This window comes from Thermococcus sp. (assembly GCF_026988555.1).
GTDB lineage: Archaea > Methanobacteriota_B > Thermococci > Thermococcales > Thermococcaceae > Thermococcus.
The window spans coordinates 1-18,685 of record NZ_JALSLB010000031.1 but is presented as its reverse complement, the minus strand read 5'-3'; the positions used below and the strand labels follow the sequence as shown (position 1 = coordinate 18,685).

Annotated in this window: 21 protein-coding genes and 1 CRISPR repeat array; of the genes, 8 read left to right on the top strand and 13 right to left on the bottom strand. The window is 47.7% G+C overall.

Annotated elements, in window-relative coordinates:
• A partial coding sequence (locus MVK60_RS04575) for a methionine adenosyltransferase (protein ID WP_297436920.1) occupies positions 1-377 on the top strand: 377 nt, incomplete at its 5' end.
• A gap of 64 nt (positions 378-441) precedes the next feature.
• Here the strand turns inward: MVK60_RS04575 and MVK60_RS04570 are convergent.
• A complete protein-coding gene (locus MVK60_RS04570) occupies positions 442-669 on the bottom strand; it encodes a hypothetical protein (protein WP_297436925.1) in 228 nt (75 codons plus the stop codon).
• Between the two features lie 127 nt (positions 670-796).
• Here MVK60_RS04570 and MVK60_RS04565 point away from each other — a divergent pair, with 127 nt between their 5' ends.
• Together MVK60_RS04565 and MVK60_RS04560 are read left to right on the top strand one after the other, a co-directional pair.
• Positions 797-1,336, top strand: a complete 540-nt coding sequence (locus MVK60_RS04565; protein WP_297436918.1) for an adenylate kinase family protein — start codon at positions 797-799, stop codon at positions 1,334-1,336.
• 4 nt (positions 1,337-1,340) lie between these two features.
• Entirely contained in the window at positions 1,341-1,997 is a 657-nt protein-coding gene (locus MVK60_RS04560) for a metallophosphoesterase (protein WP_297436916.1), read from the top strand.
• Here the strand turns inward: MVK60_RS04560 and MVK60_RS04555 are convergent.
• From MVK60_RS04555 to MVK60_RS04500, 12 genes are all read right to left on the bottom strand, one after another.
• On the bottom strand, positions 1,994-3,163 hold the full coding sequence (locus MVK60_RS04555) for a pyridoxal phosphate-dependent aminotransferase (protein ID WP_297436924.1): 1,170 nt from the start codon (positions 3,161-3,163) through the stop codon (positions 1,994-1,996). The two genes, MVK60_RS04560 and MVK60_RS04555, sit on opposite strands and share 4 nt — an antisense overlap.
• Positions 3,164-3,309: 146 nt before the next feature.
• On the bottom strand, positions 3,310-3,567 hold the full coding sequence (cas2, locus tag MVK60_RS04550; protein ID WP_297436914.1) for a CRISPR-associated endonuclease Cas2: 258 nt from the start codon (positions 3,565-3,567) through the stop codon (positions 3,310-3,312).
• A 519-nt stretch (positions 3,568-4,086) separates the two neighbouring features.
• Positions 4,087-5,388: a CRISPR direct-repeat array (repeat unit 30 nt; unit sequence GTTGCAATAAGACTCTAGGAGAATTGAAAC).
• Positions 5,389-5,784: 396 nt separating this feature from the next.
• The gene (gene cas1b / locus MVK60_RS04545) at positions 5,785-6,765 is read right to left on the bottom strand and encodes a type I-B CRISPR-associated endonuclease Cas1b (protein WP_297436912.1); all 981 of its coding nucleotides are present in this window, start codon (positions 6,763-6,765) and stop codon (positions 5,785-5,787) included.
• Positions 6,762-6,923: a hypothetical protein gene (locus MVK60_RS04540; RefSeq protein WP_297436910.1), complete on the bottom strand. Its 162-nt coding sequence runs from the start codon at positions 6,921-6,923 to the stop codon at positions 6,762-6,764. The genes cas1b and MVK60_RS04540 overlap by 4 nt, the downstream gene beginning before the upstream one ends.
• Before the next feature lie 6 nt (positions 6,924-6,929).
• Positions 6,930-7,442, bottom strand: coding sequence for a CRISPR-associated protein Cas4 (gene cas4 / locus MVK60_RS04535; RefSeq protein WP_297436908.1), 513 nt, complete (start codon positions 7,440-7,442; stop codon positions 6,930-6,932).
• Between the two features lie 113 nt (positions 7,443-7,555).
• On the bottom strand, positions 7,556-8,737 hold the full coding sequence (gene cas5, locus MVK60_RS04530) for a CRISPR-associated protein Cas5 (protein WP_297436906.1): 1,182 nt from the start codon (positions 8,735-8,737) through the stop codon (positions 7,556-7,558).
• Between the two features lie 21 nt (positions 8,738-8,758).
• Entirely contained in the window at positions 8,759-9,856 is a 1,098-nt protein-coding gene (locus MVK60_RS04525) for a DevR family CRISPR-associated autoregulator (protein ID WP_297436904.1), read from the bottom strand.
• Positions 9,849-10,178 carry a hypothetical protein gene (locus tag MVK60_RS04520; RefSeq protein ID WP_297436902.1) on the bottom strand — a complete coding sequence of 110 codons (330 nt, stop codon included), beginning with the start codon at positions 10,176-10,178 and terminating at the stop codon, positions 9,849-9,851. The genes MVK60_RS04525 and MVK60_RS04520 overlap by 8 nt, the downstream gene beginning before the upstream one ends.
• Positions 10,162-11,214: a hypothetical protein gene (locus MVK60_RS04515; protein WP_297436900.1), complete on the bottom strand. Its 1,053-nt coding sequence runs from the start codon at positions 11,212-11,214 to the stop codon at positions 10,162-10,164. Before MVK60_RS04515 ends, MVK60_RS04520 begins: the two co-directional genes overlap by 17 nt.
• Entirely contained in the window at positions 11,192-13,459 is a 2,268-nt protein-coding gene (cas3, locus tag MVK60_RS04510; RefSeq protein WP_297436898.1) for a CRISPR-associated helicase Cas3', read from the bottom strand. The genes MVK60_RS04515 and cas3 overlap by 23 nt, the downstream gene beginning before the upstream one ends.
• Complete coding sequence (gene cas6, locus MVK60_RS04505; RefSeq protein ID WP_297436896.1) at positions 13,434-14,177, bottom strand: CRISPR-associated endoribonuclease Cas6; 744 nt, start codon at positions 14,175-14,177, stop codon at positions 13,434-13,436. The genes cas3 and cas6 overlap by 26 nt, the downstream gene beginning before the upstream one ends.
• A 278-nt stretch (positions 14,178-14,455) precedes the next feature.
• On the bottom strand, positions 14,456-15,361 hold the full coding sequence (locus MVK60_RS04500; protein WP_297436922.1) for an AAA family ATPase: 906 nt from the start codon (positions 15,359-15,361) through the stop codon (positions 14,456-14,458).
• A 334-nt stretch (positions 15,362-15,695) separates the two neighbouring features.
• On the opposite strand from MVK60_RS04500, the gene MVK60_RS11225 reads away from it, so the two are divergent.
• The 5 genes from MVK60_RS11225 to MVK60_RS04480 all read left to right on the top strand — a co-directional run.
• Complete coding sequence (locus MVK60_RS11225) at positions 15,696-15,881, top strand: 4Fe-4S binding protein (RefSeq protein WP_367270842.1); 186 nt, start codon at positions 15,696-15,698, stop codon at positions 15,879-15,881.
• A complete protein-coding gene (locus MVK60_RS04495) occupies positions 15,878-16,300 on the top strand; it encodes a 4Fe-4S dicluster domain-containing protein (RefSeq protein WP_367270841.1) in 423 nt (140 codons plus the stop codon). The genes MVK60_RS11225 and MVK60_RS04495 overlap by 4 nt, the downstream gene beginning before the upstream one ends.
• The gene (locus tag MVK60_RS04490; RefSeq protein WP_297436894.1) at positions 16,297-17,232 is read left to right on the top strand and encodes a hypothetical protein; all 936 of its coding nucleotides are present in this window, start codon (positions 16,297-16,299) and stop codon (positions 17,230-17,232) included. The genes MVK60_RS04495 and MVK60_RS04490 overlap by 4 nt, the downstream gene beginning before the upstream one ends.
• Entirely contained in the window at positions 17,225-18,268 is a 1,044-nt protein-coding gene (locus tag MVK60_RS04485) for a hypothetical protein (protein ID WP_297436892.1), read from the top strand. The genes MVK60_RS04490 and MVK60_RS04485 overlap by 8 nt, the downstream gene beginning before the upstream one ends.
• A 33-nt stretch (positions 18,269-18,301) precedes the next feature.
• A partial coding sequence (locus MVK60_RS04480) for an NADH-quinone oxidoreductase subunit I (protein ID WP_297436890.1) occupies positions 18,302-18,685 on the top strand: 384 nt, incomplete at its 3' end.

The following is an 18,685-nucleotide window of genomic DNA, read 5'->3' as shown; positions in this document are numbered from 1 at the left end:
CAGGGGATGATGGTAGCGTCGGAAGGGGCAACCGCGTCAACGGACTCATCGCTCCCAACAGGCACATGAGCATGGAGGCGGCCGCCGGAAAGAACCCGGTCAGCCACGTTGGTAAGGTATACAACCTCCTCTCTATGCTCATAGCCAACGACATAGCCGAGCAGGTCGAAGGAGTGGAAGAGGTCTACGTCAGAATCCTGAGCCAGATAGGCAAGCCCATTGACGAGCCGCTCGTCGCGAGCGTCCAGGTCATCCCTAAGAAGGGCCACAACCTTGAGACCATCCAGAAGCCGGCCTATGAGATAGCGGACGCGTGGCTTGGGGACATAACCAAGATACAGAAGATGGTACTCGAGGACAAACTTAGCGTCTTCTGATTCTTTTCTTCACAGGTTTTTAACGTTCGAAGGTTCACGAAAACTGAAGAAAAGGAAACCACCCTCAAATCGACGGGTAGCCGTTCTGTTTGAGAACCCTTACGAGTTTCGCTTCCTCAAACATTAAACGTGCCTTCTCTTCCTTGACTTTTGCGAGCTGTTTAACGGTGGCGCCCTTCTGGCGGGCCAGCCTTACAAGCCTCGCCTCCTCAAGCATTAGGAGTTTCTTCTGCTCCTTTACAACGTGGAGCTTCTTCCTGAGAAGCCTGCCCTGAGATTTAATCCTCTCCATTACGGTCACCTGCCCTATATAGGTAGTCCAAACTTTAAAAGGTTTTCGCTATCTGCCAAACTTAATTTCGACGATCAACTAACAAAGGGCTATAAACCCAGGACTCCTTGTAGAACGGGGGAGTTCCATGATAATAGCGGTAACCGGAACACCCGGTGTTGGCAAGACAACACTTTCAAAGCTCCTGGCCGCAAAGTTGGGGTACGAATACGTAAGTGTCAGAGACTTCGCTCTGGAAAAAGGCATTGGTGAGAAAGCTGGGGACGAGATCGAGATAGACGTGGACGAACTCGCACGTCTCGCATCCGATGAGTTCAGGGGAAAAAACGTTGTGATCGACGGGCACCTCAGCCATTTCATACCCGCGGATATCGTGATCGTCCTGCGGCTCCATCCAAGGGCTGTGGCCGAGAGACTGAAGCTGAGGGGTTATCCACCAAAGAAACTGGCGGAGAACGTCGAGGCAGAGTTCGTGGACGTGATCCTCATCGAGGCCGTTGAGGAGAACAAGAACGTGCTTGAGGTAAATACCACGGATAGGAGACCTGAGGAGGTTCTGAACGAAGTACTGTCCCTACTCCAAGCAGGTGTCAGACGGCGCGTCGGGATCGTGGACTGGAGCGACTCTTACGGGGAGATACTCCCCTACCTCATGAGAAGGGGGTGATAACGTGAGGCTTGTGGTGGTAACCGACGTACACGGGAAATTGGAGAAGGTCCGCAAGCTCACCAAGACCCTGGCCGGGTTGGAGGTCGATGCACTTCTGATAGCCGGAGACCTGACCCATTTCGGCGGGGCCGAACAGGCAAAGGATATCCTCCACCCCCTGAGGAACCTGGGATTCCCATTACTGACGGTTCATGGTAACTGCGACGGCAGGGATGTTCCCGAACTACTCGATGGACTTGGAATCGGTGTTCACGGAAAGCGCGTCGATATCAACGGTCTCGGTGTAATTGGAATCGGTGGCTCCAACCAAACACCATTCCACACGGTATGGGAGCTGACGGAGGACGAGATTCGGGGGGTACTTGAAAGGAACTACCGGCCGGGCGATGTAATCCTCTCACACGTTCCTCCTTACGGAACCATTGCCGACAGGGTCCACCTCGGCAGACACGTTGGGAGCAAGGCGCTCAGAAGGTTCATAGAAGAACACAAACCGCCCCTCGTTGTCTGCGGCCACATACATGAGGGGAAGGGAGAAGACAGGATCGGAGAAACAGTTGTGGTGAACCCAGGCCCCCTCTTCAGGGGGTACTATGCGGTCATTGAGTTCGACGAAAAGGAGAAAAAGGTCAGAAACGTTGAGCTTCTCAGGCTCTAAACGAGCTTCTTCTCCCTCAGCACCTTCTCCATCCTGTCCATTGCCTCTTCCAGCTTCTCATAGGCCGTCGCGTAGCTTATCCTTATGTAACCCTCGCCGGCCTTTCCGAACGCCGAACCCGGAACGACGGCAACCCTCGCCTCCTTCAATATGAGCTCGCTGAACTCATGGTCGCTCAGACCGGTGTCCCTGATGCGTGGGAAGATGTAGAATGCTCCCCTGGGCTTGACCGTTGGAAGTCCCATCCCGTTGAGGCGCTTCCAGACGAGGTTCCTCCTCCTGTCGTACTCCTTTCTCATCTCCTCGACGGCCTTCCAGCTCCTCCCATCCTCAAGTCCTTTAGCTGCCGCATACTGAACGAACGTGACCGGACAGGTTGAGTTGTACATCTGGAAGCGGGTCATCCTCTCAATTATCCACGAGGGGGCCGCGACGAAGCCAAGGCGCCAGCCGGTCATGGCGAAGGTCTTGGAGAAGCCATTGATCGTCACGGTGTGCTCAAACATGCCGTTGAGAGAAGCTATACTGTGGTTTCTAACACCATCATAAACGAAGTGCTCGTAGACCTCATCGCTGAAGACTATTAGGTCATGCTCGATGGCGAAATCAGCTATCTCTTCAAGGTCCTTCTTGGTGAGAACCGCACCCGTCGGGTTGTTGGGAGTGTTTATGATAAGCGCCCTGGTTCTCCCGGTCACGTGCTTTTCGAGGTCGTCGATGCTCAACCTAAACTCATTTTCCTCGTAGGTCGGAACCTCAACCGGCTTCCCTCCTGCAAGGACTACCGCCGGGGCGTAGCTGACGAACATCGGCCCGGGGATGAGAACTTCCTCCCCATCCTTCAGAAACGTGGATAGACCCATAAGAAACGCCTGGTTTGCGCCGGTCAGGATCATAATCTCCGTTCCCGGGTCAGCCTCTATCCCGTTCTGTTCCATGAGCTTCCTTGAAACCGCCTCACGGAGCATGGGCAAACCTGCGTTTGGACCGTAATGGGTCATGCCCTTATCAAGTGCCTCCTTCGCATACTCCTTGATGTGTTCAGGTGTATCAAAATCGGGTTCACCTATCCCGAGGGAAATGAGGCCTTCAATGCCCTGGGCAAGGTCAAAGAGCTTTCTAATCTCAGAAGGGTTAACCAGTTCAAGCCTGTCACTCAGCGCCATGATGCTCACCGATGACCGTTTGAAACAATGTTTATAATCTTACCTCAACGAAAAGATGTTCATCGAAGTGCTATATAATACTTCAAAGTAATCTTCTGGACTTTAAACCACAACTCAGATGGCGGAAGACGACCGTGTCGAAAAGCTCAGAGGACATATTCCAAAGGATTTTTCTCAGTGCCCAGGACTTCTCTCTCCGGCATCGAGCGTAGCCTGTACACTACCACAGAGTCCTCATCCTCGTCGATTATATCCATCAATCCGCCCTTAATGCGCTCAAATTCAGCTCCCGTCACTTCTCCCTCAAAAACGCTGTTCTGAATCCAGTGAAGGTGCTGGCGGAGGAACTTCTTGACGTTGTTGACGCGCTTAACACCGACGTCATAGACTATAACGACGTACATCCTATCCCCCAAGCCTATGATAACCGAGACCTTTTAGGATTTGTGGTAGCACCATATCACGCTCAGACGCCCAGATTCAATCAGATAAACCCATACAGGGCTCCTTCTCGGAAACGCTACAATGTTAACACAGGGGAGGGCCAAATCCTCCCGATTCAATATATGCTCTTTTGTTATATATTTTAAACAATAATATAACGAAATTTTTTCGAAACAGGAGAATACAATGTCCCCTATCCCCAAACCATCCACAACCTGATAAAACCAAGGATTTGATGTATTACAGCAGTATGCCAAGAGATTTGGAAAAATAGAACGCCTATAGATTCTGGGAAGCCGCCGGCAAAGAATGAACGCAATTAAAAATAGCCATATCTATTTCCCGAATCTAAAAATAAACCTGATAAACCCTCCAAATAGAGCCCTCAAGAACCTTCTAAATACCCCCTCCAAAGAAAACCTTATAAAAACAAACCCCCCATACACTATTAATGGGCTGGGAGAGGCAAAAACCGCCCTGTTGCAATAAGACTCTAGGAGAATTGAAACGAACAGTTTGACTATCTCACTGTAAAAACAATCTCAGGTTGCAATAAGACTCTAGGAGAATTGAAACGAGATATATGTTTACAATGGAACGGATTCTCAGATAATGTTGCAATAAGACTCTAGGAGAATTGAAACAAACTCTCTGTCTATGACATCGAGAACAACTCAGAAGTTGCAATAAGACTCTAGGAGAATTGAAACGAAAGAACACTTTGCAAAAATTTTGTATAACTTTCTGTTGCAATAAGACTCTAGGAGAATTGAAACTCTTTCTCGATGTTCTTCATGTAGATGAGCTCCACATGTTGCAATAAGACTCTAGGAGAATTGAAACGTGATGATGACGAGAGCGGTTTTGTTGGCGATGTCCTGTTGCAATAAGACTCTAGGAGAATTGAAACCTCAAGCAGGACAAACACGGGTTCTTTAGCGAGAGCGGTTGCAATAAGACTCTAGGAGAATTGAAACTGTTCCTCGCAAAGAACTACTACTACCTCGTCTATGCGTTGCAATAAGACTCTAGGAGAATTGAAACACCCCAAACACCGGAAAACCCGGCCAAATATACACCACGTTGCAATAAGACTCTAGGAGAATTGAAACTGAAAAAGAGGGTGAAACTAGAAATAACAATACAAAAAGTTGCAATAAGACTCTAGGAGAATTGAAACTCTGTAGATTCTGGGACTGCATCACAGTACATTGCCGGTTGCAATAAGACTCTAGGAGAATTGAAACGAGAGAAGGATAACAGCCGGCGTTGCACCCCATGCAGGGTTGCAATAAGACTCTAGGAGAATTGAAACATGCGGTGTTCGTCGTCGTCAAAAATCAGCTCAAGGGTTGCAATAAGACTCTAGGAGAATTGAAACAACGCCTTTTTGACAATAGCAGGGCTCTATCAGGAGGTTGCAATAAGACTCTAGGAGAATTGAAACTCGCTGAAGGGCAAAGAAGAAGGAGGTAGAAAAATGGGTTGCAATAAGACTCTAGGAGAATTGAAACTCTGTGTTAGCTTCCTCCTCCTGTTGCTGCTTACTGCGTTGCAATAAGACTCTAGGAGAATTGAAACTCCAAGTTCTCGTGTATCCTTCTCCCTGGTTCTCATGTTGCAATAAGACTCTAGGAGAATTGAAACTTGTGTGCTTCTATAAAGCGTTCAACGTGCCCGTACTCGTTGCAATAAGACTCTAGGAGAATTGAAACGTCATAGTAGCTTGACAGGTCTTCATAACCTCCGTAGTTGCAATAAGACTCTAGGAGAATTGAAACCATAAAGTTTTCAATCAGTGGAAGATTAATGGCAGTATGTACTGGTATAGTGAATTCCGAAATTCGTCCCGAAATTCATCCCGAAAAATACACTTTTCCAATGCTCTATATATCAGCGTCAATTTCTGACGCTGTTTCACCATGTGATGAAATGAAGATGAAGGGGAGAGAAGAGAAAAAAGTGATGAATCACAAGATTTGCTCGAATTTTCGCACAAATTTTCAGGCAAATTTATACCTCTCCCAATCCAAGAAGGAATTATTCACCAAGCTTCCGGGAACTGGAACAATTTAAACCACCATCCACTCTGGTTTCGGATCCCGGAAGATCAATTAATTTAACCTCCTCCTCGCCGGGAGCAAAGCTCTCAAAAGAAAAATATAAAAGTATAACTACTAAAACCATGCCACCAGCGGCTCGTACTCTCCTACCCCAACAAGGTGCTTGATGAGCTTGTAGGCCTCAAGCCTTATCAGACGCTGCTTGGTGACGTTCTTTTTGAGGTTAGGATGCCTCACGCTCTTCCTCATCTCATCATTGTAGGTGTTTATGACCGTTTTCATGCCCTCTTCCGTGAGGAGGACGCCCTTCAAATCTCCCCTGAAATGCTCTTTTTTAATTATGCCCTGCTTCACCAGGCGGTTCGATATCCTGTCGGCTATGATTGGCTTGAATATCTCGCTTAAATCAAGCGCCAAAGAAAATCGCCTTTTGCCCGGCTCATGGAGGTAGCTAACTGTCGGGACGAGCTGGGTGTTGTAGAGCTCGCTCACGATGGTGGCATAGAGCCTTGAGTTGAGGAAGCTTATGAGCGCGTTCATCTCGTTCCCCGGCGGTCTGCGCGTGCGCTTCACTATTTTAAAGCCTTCGGGGAGGTGCTCATCCCACAGGGCGTAATATTCCTGCCTTATCCTCGCCTCGACGTTCATGACCTCGCTTATCCTCCTCGCATCCTCCAGCTCGCCCAGCAGCTCACCGAGGAGCTCGGAAAAGCCCTCCCCGACCTTCCAGCGCTTTAGATTGCGCTCCATGTTCCTCGCTCCTCCGAGGACGAAGAGCTTCGCAAGGGTGAGCCTCCCCTCAGAGTCCAGATAGTGCTCCACCTGCTTTATCACCAGATCCCCGGAATGGAGGCTCTCCCTCGGGTAAAAGCTCCCATCGTAGTGGCCGTAGTGGTTGAAGAAGTGAACCGCTACGCCCTTCTGGGCGAGGAAATGGAGCGCCTGAGAGCTTATGCTAACGTGGCCGTAGACGTAGATGTCGTATATGCCCTCTATCACGAGGGGCTTCCTCCCCCGGGCGTTCTCGAAGTAGAGGGTGTTTTCTTTACGGAAGAGCGTTCCATCCGAAAGGAGGGTTATGGAGCGCTTTCTCATGCTTTCCCACCGTTTTTGTTTTTGAGATTTTTGATAGAGGATCTATTGGATACGGATATTATCCCCTCGATCTCCTCATCAAGGGTTTCTTCAATGATCCTCTCTATGTCTTCGGGTGAGAGAGCCTTTCCAAGTTTGAGGGTTTTTCTCTTCCTCATACCACATCACACCCAGCACAGCTCATAATATGCGCACTTCCTGCACTTTCCGGCTTTCACGGGCTCCGGCGGAGCCGGGAGTGATTTGATGCGTTCCACTTCCCGGATGGCGTCTTCAACCTCCCTCTCCCTCCCATCCAGCGTTAGCTCCTTCGTCTCCCTGAGCTTCGGGTAGTTGAGAACCGCTTTCGCCGTTATCCCGAGCCTTTTGAGGTAGTAAAGGTAGTAGAGGGCCTGCATCTCGTGGGCCCTCTCCATGCTCCTGCCGAGCTTGACCTCATGCACCTCTATGATGCCGCCCCTCCTCACGAAGTCTATCTTTATCGAACCGATTTGAACTTCCTTCTCCTCGTTGCCGTAGCGCCGCTCGTGGAGGAACCGACCGAGGTCGACCCATTCGCTCTCCTGTTCCATGGTGACCCCGTGGGCGGAGTACCATAACTTTGTGGGGCAGATGAAGAGGTAGTTTATCTCGGTGCCGGTGATGAGGAGGTGGGTGAGGGGGTATTCATCGGGCACGGGCGAACCTCCAGCCGGACAGTTTATTACGAATTTGTTTGTAACGAAAAACTTGTAACGCTGATTGCAGTTTCATTCGTAATCACCTTCATACTCCAGCAAGCGTGTAAAATTTAAGAAATGAAAAGAACCTTCCAATTGCTGCCATCTATTGGCCTTTTGGAGAGTCTTAGTGCGTAGTATTTAGTCTTATATGGCCTTCCAAGATTTTTTGAGGAATAGGGGTTGATCTGCTCAAAGGTGGCCTTTGATGAAAAATCCTTCACAGGGTAGATGTATGAGTCTGGTGGAACCTCAGAGATCACAACTGGGAATACTATTCCTTGGGGAGGCTCGTTAACGCATTCAGCGCTTTTCACGTATGCCAATGAATCACTCGTACCGAAGTATCTTATGTGCCTTGCGTAGTGCTTTATTTCCCCCGGAACGTCATCTGGCAGTCCCAGGTAAACCTCTACGTCTCCAGAGAAGTGGACATATTCCCTAACACCAAAGCTTTCTTGAAATCCTGAGGCTAACGTAGATGCACTTTGAAAGATAAACTCTCTTTTGCCTCTTGGCTCTATTATTGTGAACTTTTCGGAGTTCCGAGAAAGGATATAGATGGTAAATTCTTCTGAGCTGTGCAGTACTTGCTCTTTGAACTTCTCTTTATTAAGAAAGAGAAATGCTTCTAGCTTTTCTTTATGCATGTCCTCAAGTTTCTTCTTTAGTTCATTAAGTTCTCTTTTCTTGCGCTCCTTTTCTTCTTTTGATAACATTTCTGTTTCGTTTTTTGTTAGCTTTAGTGACATAAACCCTTCAGAACCATCTTTTATGATCTTCACGTCTTTATTCCATATGATTAAGTTGGAAACTATAATATTCTGGCTTTTAATGTTGACTTCTAATTTCCCTGGGATATAATACCCCATTGGAGATTTTCCTCCAATTTTAAACACAGGGACGTCTGAATCTGCTTTAATAATCAAATCTTTATTTGTTTTTATTATCTTTCCAATTCCTTCGGCACTAATAGATATCCCATCTTTCTTCTTCAGTCTTTTAATGAAAACACTGTTAATTACAATTTTTTCAGGAGGTTTGACCCCCACCTTGGCATCTTTAATGTAGTTAAAAATTCGCTTACCCTCTTCAACTTTTCCGCTTATCCTTATTGCTGTTGAGATTATTGCTAGCTTTATTGTGGAGGGGGCAATTATAGGTAACGCTAGTGCATACTGTGAGGAATACTCTGGTATCCTATATGAATAAAAAGAAGGAAAGTGGATGACCAGTTTGAGCCACTTGGTCACAGGGATATCCCTCCTATTCTTTCATTTTGGATTGAAGTTCATTTCATAGGGTTCTGCGTTCAGCAGATTGTTGAGTTTTTTAACAAACTCTGAAAGACTGTTAAATTCAACGACCTTGATCGGTTCATTATCACCATTTTTAAAACTCTGTGCTATGGCTTTAATTTCCTCCTTATATTTATCTTTAAGTGGGGAAATCACTGGCACAGGAATAGGCTCTGTAGAGTACACTATCACACCCTTAAAATTAACTGTATGAGGTAATCGTGTTGTTGTCATGGCTCCTTTTGGCCTTAAAAACATGAGCTGGTATGCCCTCAGGGCAAGTTTGTATCTTTCTAATCTCCTACTACTACCCCCTTTGTTATCCCCACATTCATAACTGTATACATCCTGTTTTGCTTCATTAAGACATATCCTCCATGGCTGGAATACTGTAACTATTGCATATTCTCCAGTTCTTGTTGGCCTGTGATATATCATCTGGGCAGTAGGAGCATGAGCTTCACAATACCATTTCCCATTTATCTTGAGCAGTCTACTTTCATTTGGATCGGTGTCACATCCTTTAACTGAACATTTGTGCTCGTTCCATTGTCCTGGCTCCAGTACTTCTTCTATTGCTTGTGTCTGTGTAGAGTGTCTAGCGTGGAGATGTATGTCCCGATACACTTCGGGTATCCCCAAAGCCCAGCCAAATTCAACGGTAGACTTTCTGGATACAGTGACTTTTTCAGTAATCATGAATCCGTGGATATCACATATATCACAGGTGTTTAGGGCTTGTGATATTGCATCCCCCGGTCTATTAATGCTATTCTTCACCCTTGAATTAGTTTTTATGACATAGTTAAACCTCTCTGGATGTTGTATTTTGCAGGCATCACATAGATTATTCTTGTTGTCCAGTATCCACATCATCTCGGCGTGTATGTGCTTAAGCATTTCCCCTGAGATACCGTCGGTAGTTACTGCTTTTCCGGTGTTCGGGTCTATTATCTTGACGCTTCTTGGCTCAACGACGTTTCCGACGTTCCCCTCGTTATTGAGGCTGTGGAGCTCCCAAAGGGCCCTACCGAGTATGGCTATCTCAAAAACCTTTACTTTTTCTTCACTCATTCTCCTCACCTCCTTTAACAAGGGCATAGCTTATGAGTGCAGAACGAACAAGCTTGACGCCGTGTTTATCCACTAACTTCATTAGTTCAACAAGGCTCTCTTCCTTCGGCCTTTTCAGTTGCTTACCTTTGTAGCCTTTCTTTGCCAGAGTTTCATACCTCCTGAGGAAGCGCTTTATCACTTCTGCGAACTGCTCATTGGTTTCGGCATATTCCAGTTCGACTAGAGAGGAGTAGTCTTCCCAGATTCTCAGGGCTTTTCTAAGTGCTACTCCAAAGTCCTTGACTGCCTCGTTCTCAAACAGCTCAGCTAACTTCGACATTCTTCAACACCTCCAAAAGGGAATCCGCGTCATAAGAACCGAATTTTATTGAGTTTGACCTCAACTCGTTTCTCAAGTGAAGCCGGATGTAGGGGTAGTAGTTCTCCAAAGTTGGTTCAGCTATGAACTTAGATAACGCCATGGCAATGTCTTCGTAGCCCTTGATGTAGGAAGTCCTATCCAGAATCTCAATCCACTTGTCAATGGCCTCCTCACCTTCGAGCGTCTCAACAAGGGAGTGGAGAGAATCCAACGGAAATAGACCAGAGGTAAAGGGCTTAGGTTGATTCCCGGTCCTCATCATGACACCATAGAGGATTCCTCCAATTTTGGGTAGAAAAGAACCGCCACGCATTAGCTCTTTTTCTTCTTTTACGAGCCTAACTGCAATTCTCGCGACTGTGGAGAAATAGCCTGCTCTATGGAAGCCTTTGACTGATTCCTTCAGCCTGTGTTTTATCGTATAAACGTCCTCAACTCTGGTGTCCAATGGAAGAGGATAACCAGCTACCAAATAGTCCTTTGAACCTTTCCAGACAGAGATATTTATTGCCCCCAATACAGCGAGATAGAACTCTTCAGCAGGTATCTTTACTTGACTCTCCGAGTATGAGCTAAGAACTGCTTTTCTAATGCCTTTACTTGCCCCAAGTTCAAGGGATTGGGGAAGTGTAACTGATTTTCCGTTGAAATTATCAACTGAAACTGTTTTCTCATCAAGCTTATGCTCGAAAATCCGCATTATCCTATTTTCATCTGTTAGAAATTCTTTCATTGCTTTTTTGACTCCTTCCCTGGCTCTGCTACCAAGAGTGGTTAAGATATGGCCCCATTCATCAATATCTTCTCCTAAGTAACCTCTAATTTTTGGAAGCTCTGAAAAGTCTGGCTCATTCTTGCTCCGTATCTCATAATAGCTCCCCCTATCAGCAATGATTGCTTCTTTGGACAGTGTATGGATTACTATGCCAAGTCCATAGGCCTTAGCTAAGTCAAGAAACTGCCATCCAGTCTTAGGAACTAAATATCGATTCATACGACTCACCACCTGTAGCCAGTCTATCAGAGATGCGGAGAAGCTTTGAAACTAACCCATAAAGCCGGTAATATTCATTCTCCTCAGCAACATTCAGATAGTTGAATCCTAAAGAACCGGCTGGATGACTGTGAATGATAGAGGTTTCAATATCTTTTAGAGGACAAACTTGCAAAATGTAATCCGCCACATTGGGAATTAATTCGAACTTCTGGAACTTTGAAGACCAAGGAGAGTGGTGATGGGCTATAGCAAGGTAGAACACCTTAGCAAGTCCCCGGTCTTCAAAGTATTCCCCTAAGTATCTTTCAAGCGCCTTAGCCGAGACCGTTGCATGTGGCGGTAACTTGCCTTTCTTATCAAATCCGTGGGCTATTGGCTCTTCTCCGGATCTCCAGCTGGCTTTTTTCTGCCAGTATATGTTCAACTTTCCAAGATCGTGCAAAGCGACACTCAGCTCTATCCAGTTAATTAGCTCTTTCTTAGAAATGCCAAAATACTTGGCAAATGCTCCAATTGGATAGTCGTAGCGTGGAAGCATATATGTTCTTAAGAACTCAAGGGTTTTTCTTGAGTGTTCTACCCAGCTTTCCTTTTTCATTCTGCTCTCTCCCATTACATTGGTCGCATTGTCTTTCTCCTCGAACTCAAACTTTTTGATGTCACCACTATCATCAAAGAGCAGTCCCAGCCTAGGTGAATAGCTAATGCCCGTTATGATATAGAACTCAAATGGCATTATCTCATCCTTATTAGAGATAGGAACAAGGGTGTATTTACTTTCATACTCATCGATGATAAAGTTCTCTTCTACTCTGTAAATTTCTCCCCCCGCTTCCATGATTTGGTCAAATTTGCCTTTAAGAACTCTAAAATCAATCCTAAGGCGCTTGAGCTTCCAGGCGTCGTCAGGATTCAGATTACTTACCTCATCATAAATGGCAATATCAACTGAATACGCCTCCCTAACGTTCTCTTCAACGTAGGATTTTTTGCCTTCATAAACTGCCCTTGCAAGGCCTCCTAGCCTCTCGTAAAATTTGTACGGGTCTAGATAGCCCTCAAATGGTTTTGAGAGAACTTTCTCAACAAGTTCTATCTCTGTTTGCCAATCAAGTAGTTCAACACCCTTTAAAGCATCGATGGTAGATTTAACGAGTTCTTTAAAATAAGGAGCATGATTTTTAACATCATAGATTACAACCTCACCTTTACCTCCCCACCTTGCTACTCTACCTGCTCTCTGAATGAGGGAATCAACAGGAGATACCTCCGTTAACAACTTTGATGAAGATATATCCATCCCAACTTCAATTACCTGCGTGGCAATCAAGATTCCCTCTTTTTGCTTCTTTCCAAAGATTTCCAATACTGCTCTTTCTCTGCCCTGTCTGTCCTCCTCCAAAAACCTCGAATGAAGCAACAGCACAGGGATGTCCACCTTGTCCTTGAGGCCAAGATAAAGATCTTGGGCTTTTCTTACGGTATTAACAACTACCAGCATGTTTGTTGTGTCCTCCAGATGCCTCAAAACTTCCTTAGCAGTTAACGATGTTTTAGAACGTAGAGGCTCAGTATTTAGACACACTTTACGAGCCTTTCTTGAGGCAATTTCCTTTTCATTTTTTACATTAATTATTTCTACTCTTCCACCTTTCTTCTCAGCCATCTCCTTAACTTTCATCATAAAACTCTCTGGAAGAGTTGCAGACATCATGACAAATGGAAATCCCAGTTTCGAACTCTCAAGGCTCATTGCTATCGACGTCAACAGCCCTTTCTCCGGGTGTAAGGTATGGATTTCGTCAAACACAAGCATTGAAGATGCTACACCACCAACGAAGATGTTTCCCCATTTCTTTGGCATGCTTAAGGGCACGCTTAAATAAGCTCCCGCCGCTTGGTCAATTGTCGTAATAATTATGTCCTCTTCAAAAAGCCTGCTTTCAACTCTTTTTCCATGGTGAACAGCAACTCTAAGCTTTTTAAAGGATGCATAGTGTTTAGCTCTATTGCCCAAGCTTTCAACAAGAGTTCGATTTGGCAGGGAATAGATAAGTTGAGAGGGTAGACTTTCATTTATCTCAAAAACAAATGGAACCAATACCATCTCACTTTTTCCTGCTCCGGTGGGTGCTCTAACAATTAAGGAATAGCCATCCATGAGGTACTCAATGGCTTCCTTTTGGAAAGCATATGGAGTAAAGCCGGTTACTTGCTTAAACCTTCTTTCTTCTCCTCCCATCAACCTTCACCATCCCGAATCCCAGGGAGTTCTTCTCCCCGAAGCCGGCCTGATAGCCGACCCTCAAAAGCTCCTCATCCCCGTAGGCCTTAAACACGAGGTGCCAGGCGATCTGGTAAATCCCGGGCTTCACCTGGAGGCGCTTTGACTTGGCGTTTAGCACCTTGAGCTCAAAGTCCTCCGGGGGCTTTTTGCCGTGCAGGAGGGTGTACTTCTCCATGAGGTTCTCCTTCAGGTTTTCGTAAAACTCCCTCTCACTAGGGCTCAAATCGTAGTGCTTGAGCTTCCCGAACTGGGGCTTTAAGGTCGTCACGGCAACCGGCGAGAGTGTGATGAACTTTTTTCCGTTTAGCTTTTCCGGCTCTGCTAAAGCTTTCACCTCCTCAGCGATAAACCTCTCGCCCCAGAGCTCCACCTCCGGCTCTTGGAGAAGGCCGCCTATAAACGCCTCCGCTATCTCCGGAACGGGCGTTGAGAAGTAGAAGAAGCCGGCACCGCTCCCGATGAAGTAGGGCTTTCCCTTAAGCGTCCTTCTCTTCTCCGCCATGAAGAGTGAGAACGTGAAGAGCTTCGGAACCTTCGGGCGGTGGAGGGTAATGCTGAGTTCGGGATCCGCCCTCTGAATCCTCCTGTAAATCAAGCCCTGGAGCTTGTGCTGGTGGTTGAAGGGAATCTTGAAGGGTTCCTCCTCGGGGTATAGTCCTATTGCAAAGCGCAAGTTTTACCTCCCCTTCAATTTATACCCAAATACTGCAAAAAAGGTATGTAATTAAACCTTAAAAAACTTTCTTCCGTCAAAAACATGACTCAAACTGGGTCCTGGTGTTTCAATATGTGAAAAGAAGAATAAGTAATTCACCAAATTATATTGGATAGTAGGAAGTTCCCTCGTGGAGAAAGACCTTCCGGGAGTGCAAGAACCTCCCATCTGTAGTGCAACGCCACCTGTTTGAATATTTGAATGTGTTGTAAGTTATAAAAAGCAGTGGAGACCTGCTACCCGGAGTACCTCAGGAGGATCTCCTTGAGCTCGATGGCCTTTTGATATGTCGTGGACTCTGGATTCCCGAGGATTGCTTCAATTTCAGGGTCGTATTCCTCAACAATCTCGTCGTAGGGTATGATGGTCCTCGTTGTGAAATCGTTGAAGCCGAGCTTGTTCAGGATGCTCTCAACCTTCTTCACTTGGGCGTTCTTTTTCACCTTATTGATTACTAGGTGAATGTACTCCACCCCCAGCTGCCTCGCCAGTTTGGCCGCATCAACCGCCACCTGAACGGAGTTATAGGTTGGCTCGGTTAGGACCACGGCCTGTTTAAACCCCCTCGCCAGAGCCCTTCCGAAATGCTCCAGTCCTGCCTGTGTGTCCATCAGAATTACCTCGCCTTTCCTCAGGTTGGTGTATTTAATAACGGCATCGAGGAGGGCATTCTCAGGACAGAGACAACCTGCTGCTGCCTGAACGACACTGCCCATGATGAGGAGCATGACACCGTCGGGGCCAACTACGCCGAAACGGTCAACGACGTCCCTGACATCTGGAGTGAGCGAGAAGTACAGGCCCCAGTTGGTCCCTGGTCTTGCACCGGTCTTCTCTTCTATGTAGTCAAGGTTCTTGTTGAGTGGAACTATTTTGGCCCTTATCCCCTTTGGAACGCCGAGAGCGTGTGCAAGGTTCATCTGGGGATCCTCATCAACGGCCAGAACACGGTAGCCACTCCTTGCGAGAAGCCTCGCTAGAAGAGCTGTCATCGTTGTTTTTCCAACTCCCCCCTTACCGGTTATGACAACCCTAAAACCCTCCTCCGGAACCTGTTTTTTGGTTCGTTCCCTGAGCCCATCGGCAATTTCAAAGAGTTTCCTCCTTCTCCCCTCATCTTCCGGGTTAATGGGTTTCGTCATCAACTCCACCTTCAACTGTTCGAGTTTAAATGTATAAATGCCTTTATGTTCGAACTTAAAACCACATTAATGAGCTTAAAAATTCATAAATATACAAAAATATGAACTATAGTATGTTTTTTGTAAAGTGTACTTTTCTGTCCACGAGAGATATACTCTTTGGGTCTTATACGTTTGAGTGGTCAACTCTTGTGACTGGTTGGTCATTTTGATGTGTGCGTGAGTTTACATTTCTTGAGGATATTTGTCCAAAATAAAAATATCTCCTGAAGTTTACCTTTAAAACAGAAAGGACTTTATATCAGTTCTATTACATACATAATGGTGATTTCCTATGCCCACCGATTCAAAGCCTACTATTTTCATAAATCCAGCGAAGTGCATTGGCTGTCGGCAGTGTGAGATAGCGTGTGCAGTGGAACACTCCCAGAGCAAGGACCTCTTCTCGGCGATCTTTGAGGATCCGCTGCCCCTGCCGAGGATACACATTCTTCCCATGGAGCCTACAACGTACCCATGAACTGCCGGCACTGCGATGGCGCACCCTGTGTTGAGGTATGCCCCACCGGTGCGCTCTATCACGACGAAGACGGGGCGGTTATGATAACCCCTGAAAAGTGCATCGGCTGCAAGATGTGTGCCATCGTCTGTCCGTTTGGTATTCCCGAGTTCGAAGTCCTCAACGGTGTGATGTTCAAGTGCGACCTGTGTCCCGACAGAAGGGCCGAAGGAAAACTTCCAGCGTGCGTTGAGGCGTGCAAGACCGGGGCGCTCCAGTTCGGCACTATTGATGAGGTAGTCTCCAAAGTCAGAAAGGAAACGGCCGAGAGGATAATCAGGCTAAAAGAAGGCACGTATAAGGAGGAATACAACGGTTGGGACCTCTTTAGGTCTTTCCAGGCCGAAATTATTCGAATTAATGAGGGGGAGTCGAAATGAAGAAGTATAAGGAAGTCTCCATCGATAGTACCACCCAGCAGATGTACGAACGGGCCCAGGAGATGGGAATTGAAACCGTCTGGGATAGGCTTGAGAAGCAGCAGCCGCAGTGCGGTTACGGCCTCCTTGGAGTCTGCTGCAGGAACTGTATGATGGGGCCGTGCAGGATCAACCCCTTCGGGGGTGAGCCAAAAAGAGGCGTCTGCGGTGCCGATGCAGACACTATCGTCGCCAGGAACCTCCTCAGGATGATAGCGGCCGGTGCTGCTGCCCACAGCGACCACGGGCGGCACGTGGCTTTAACCCTGCTCATAGCGGCTGAGATGGCCGAGAAGTTCAAGAAGGAAGGAAAGCCCGTTCTTGAGCTGGATAACATGGCCTCGAACGTTCTGCCTTACCAAGTCAGGGACGTTGAGAAGCTTAAAGCGGTTGCCAAGAGACTCGGAATCGAGACCGAGGGCAAGACCATAAGGGAGCTTGCTAGGGAAGTTGCCGAAGTGGCGCTCCATGATTTCGGAAAGCAGGATGAGGAGGCGCTGGCCTTCCTCAAGGCCTATCTCAACCCCGAGACCTACGAGATATTCGAGAAGGCCCCCGAAAAGGCCGGCATGCCCTGGTTCGAGAACGGTATTCTGCCGCGGAGCATAGATAGGGAGATAGTGGAGAGCCTCCACAGGACACACATAGGAACAGATCACGACCCAGTTAGCATACTCCTCCACGGTCTGAAGACTTCCCTCGGCGATGCTTGGGGTGGTTCTTTAATAGCGACTGAGCTCCAGGACATACTCTTCGGAACGCCACAGGTTATAAAGGCCGAGGCTAACCTTGGGGTTCTGAAGGAGGACTACGTCAACATAGTCGTCCACGGCCACGAGCCGGTTTTGTCTGAGAAGATAGTCGAGGCGGCTCAGGACCCCCGAATTGTTTGAACTCGCCGAGAAACTCGGTGCCAAGGGAATAAACGTCGTTGGAATGTGCTGTACCGGTCTTGAGGTTCTCATGAGGCACGGCATACCCATAGCCGGCAACTTCCTCCAGCAGGAGATGGCCATAGTTACCGGCGCAGTTGAGGCCATGGTAGTTGACGTGCAGTGTATAATGCCAGCGACGGTTGACGTGGCCAGGTGCTTCCACACCAAGATAATAGACACCAGCCCGCTGGCAACGTTTCCTGGAGCCATACACATCAAGTTCGACGAAAGGAGAGCGGATGAGATAGCCAGGGAGATAGTCAGGACTGCCGTCGAGAACTTCCCGAACAGATCGAAGCAGAGGGTCGAGATACCGAAGGAGAAGATGGCCGGATACGTCGGCTTCAGCGTCGAGGCAATACTCAAGCACTTTGGAGGCTCCCTCAAGCCCCTGGAGGAGGCGATAGTCGAGGGCAAGATAAAGGGCGTCGCCGGCTTGGTCGGATGCAACAATCCCAAGATAAAGCAGGACCACAACCACATAAAGATAGCCAACGAGCTGATGAAGAGGGACGTTCTCCTCATAGGAACCGGTTGCTGGGCAACAGCGGCGATGAAGTACGGTATTTTCCTGCCAGAGTACGTTGACACCGAGAACGTCGGGCCCGGCCTGAGGGAGTTCGCCAAGGAGTGGGGCATTCCTCCCGCCCTCAACATGGGTTCGTGCGTTGACTGCACGAGGATGCTGGTTTTAGCTGACCTCATAGCGAGGGATCTGAACGTCCCCATCTCGGCATTACCAGTGGTGGGCTCCGCCCCCGAGGCCATGACCGAGAAGGCGGTCTCAATAGGAACCTACTTCGTGGCCAGCGGAATCACCACGCACCTCGGCATAGTTCCGCCGGTTCTCGGCGGTCCAAAGGTGGTGAAGATCCTCACGCAGGATCTCTACGATATCGTTGGAGCGGCCTTCATAGTGGAGCCCGACCCGTACAAGGCAGCGAAGCTGATGTACGACCACATAATGAAGAAGAGGAAGGAGCTCGGCATCTGAGCCCCCTCTTTTTATCCCTTTTGGGGTGGGAGAATGCTCAAGCGTATCAATGAACCAGCTGGAGGGGAGGGTAAGACCCCAATAGGAGACATAAAAAAGGAGGGGGGTCTCAAAGCCGACGCCTGCATAGGCTGCGCCCTCTGTGCCCAGGTGTGTCCACACAACGCGATATTCGTTATAGACAACGGTAAGAAGGTCATCTCCTTCCATCCTGAGCTCTGCAGGGAGTGTAACTACGAGTGCAACGACATATGCCCGACGAAGGCTATCCAAGGTCATCCTGACAGGCTCGACCTCGAGTTCGAGTACGCCCACTGCCAGGTCTGTGGTAGGAAGCTGGACTACACCGTTAAAACCGCGGAGTTCCTCTACCACAAGCTCGAAAAGTTCTACGATCATCCTGAGGTCGTCTTCATG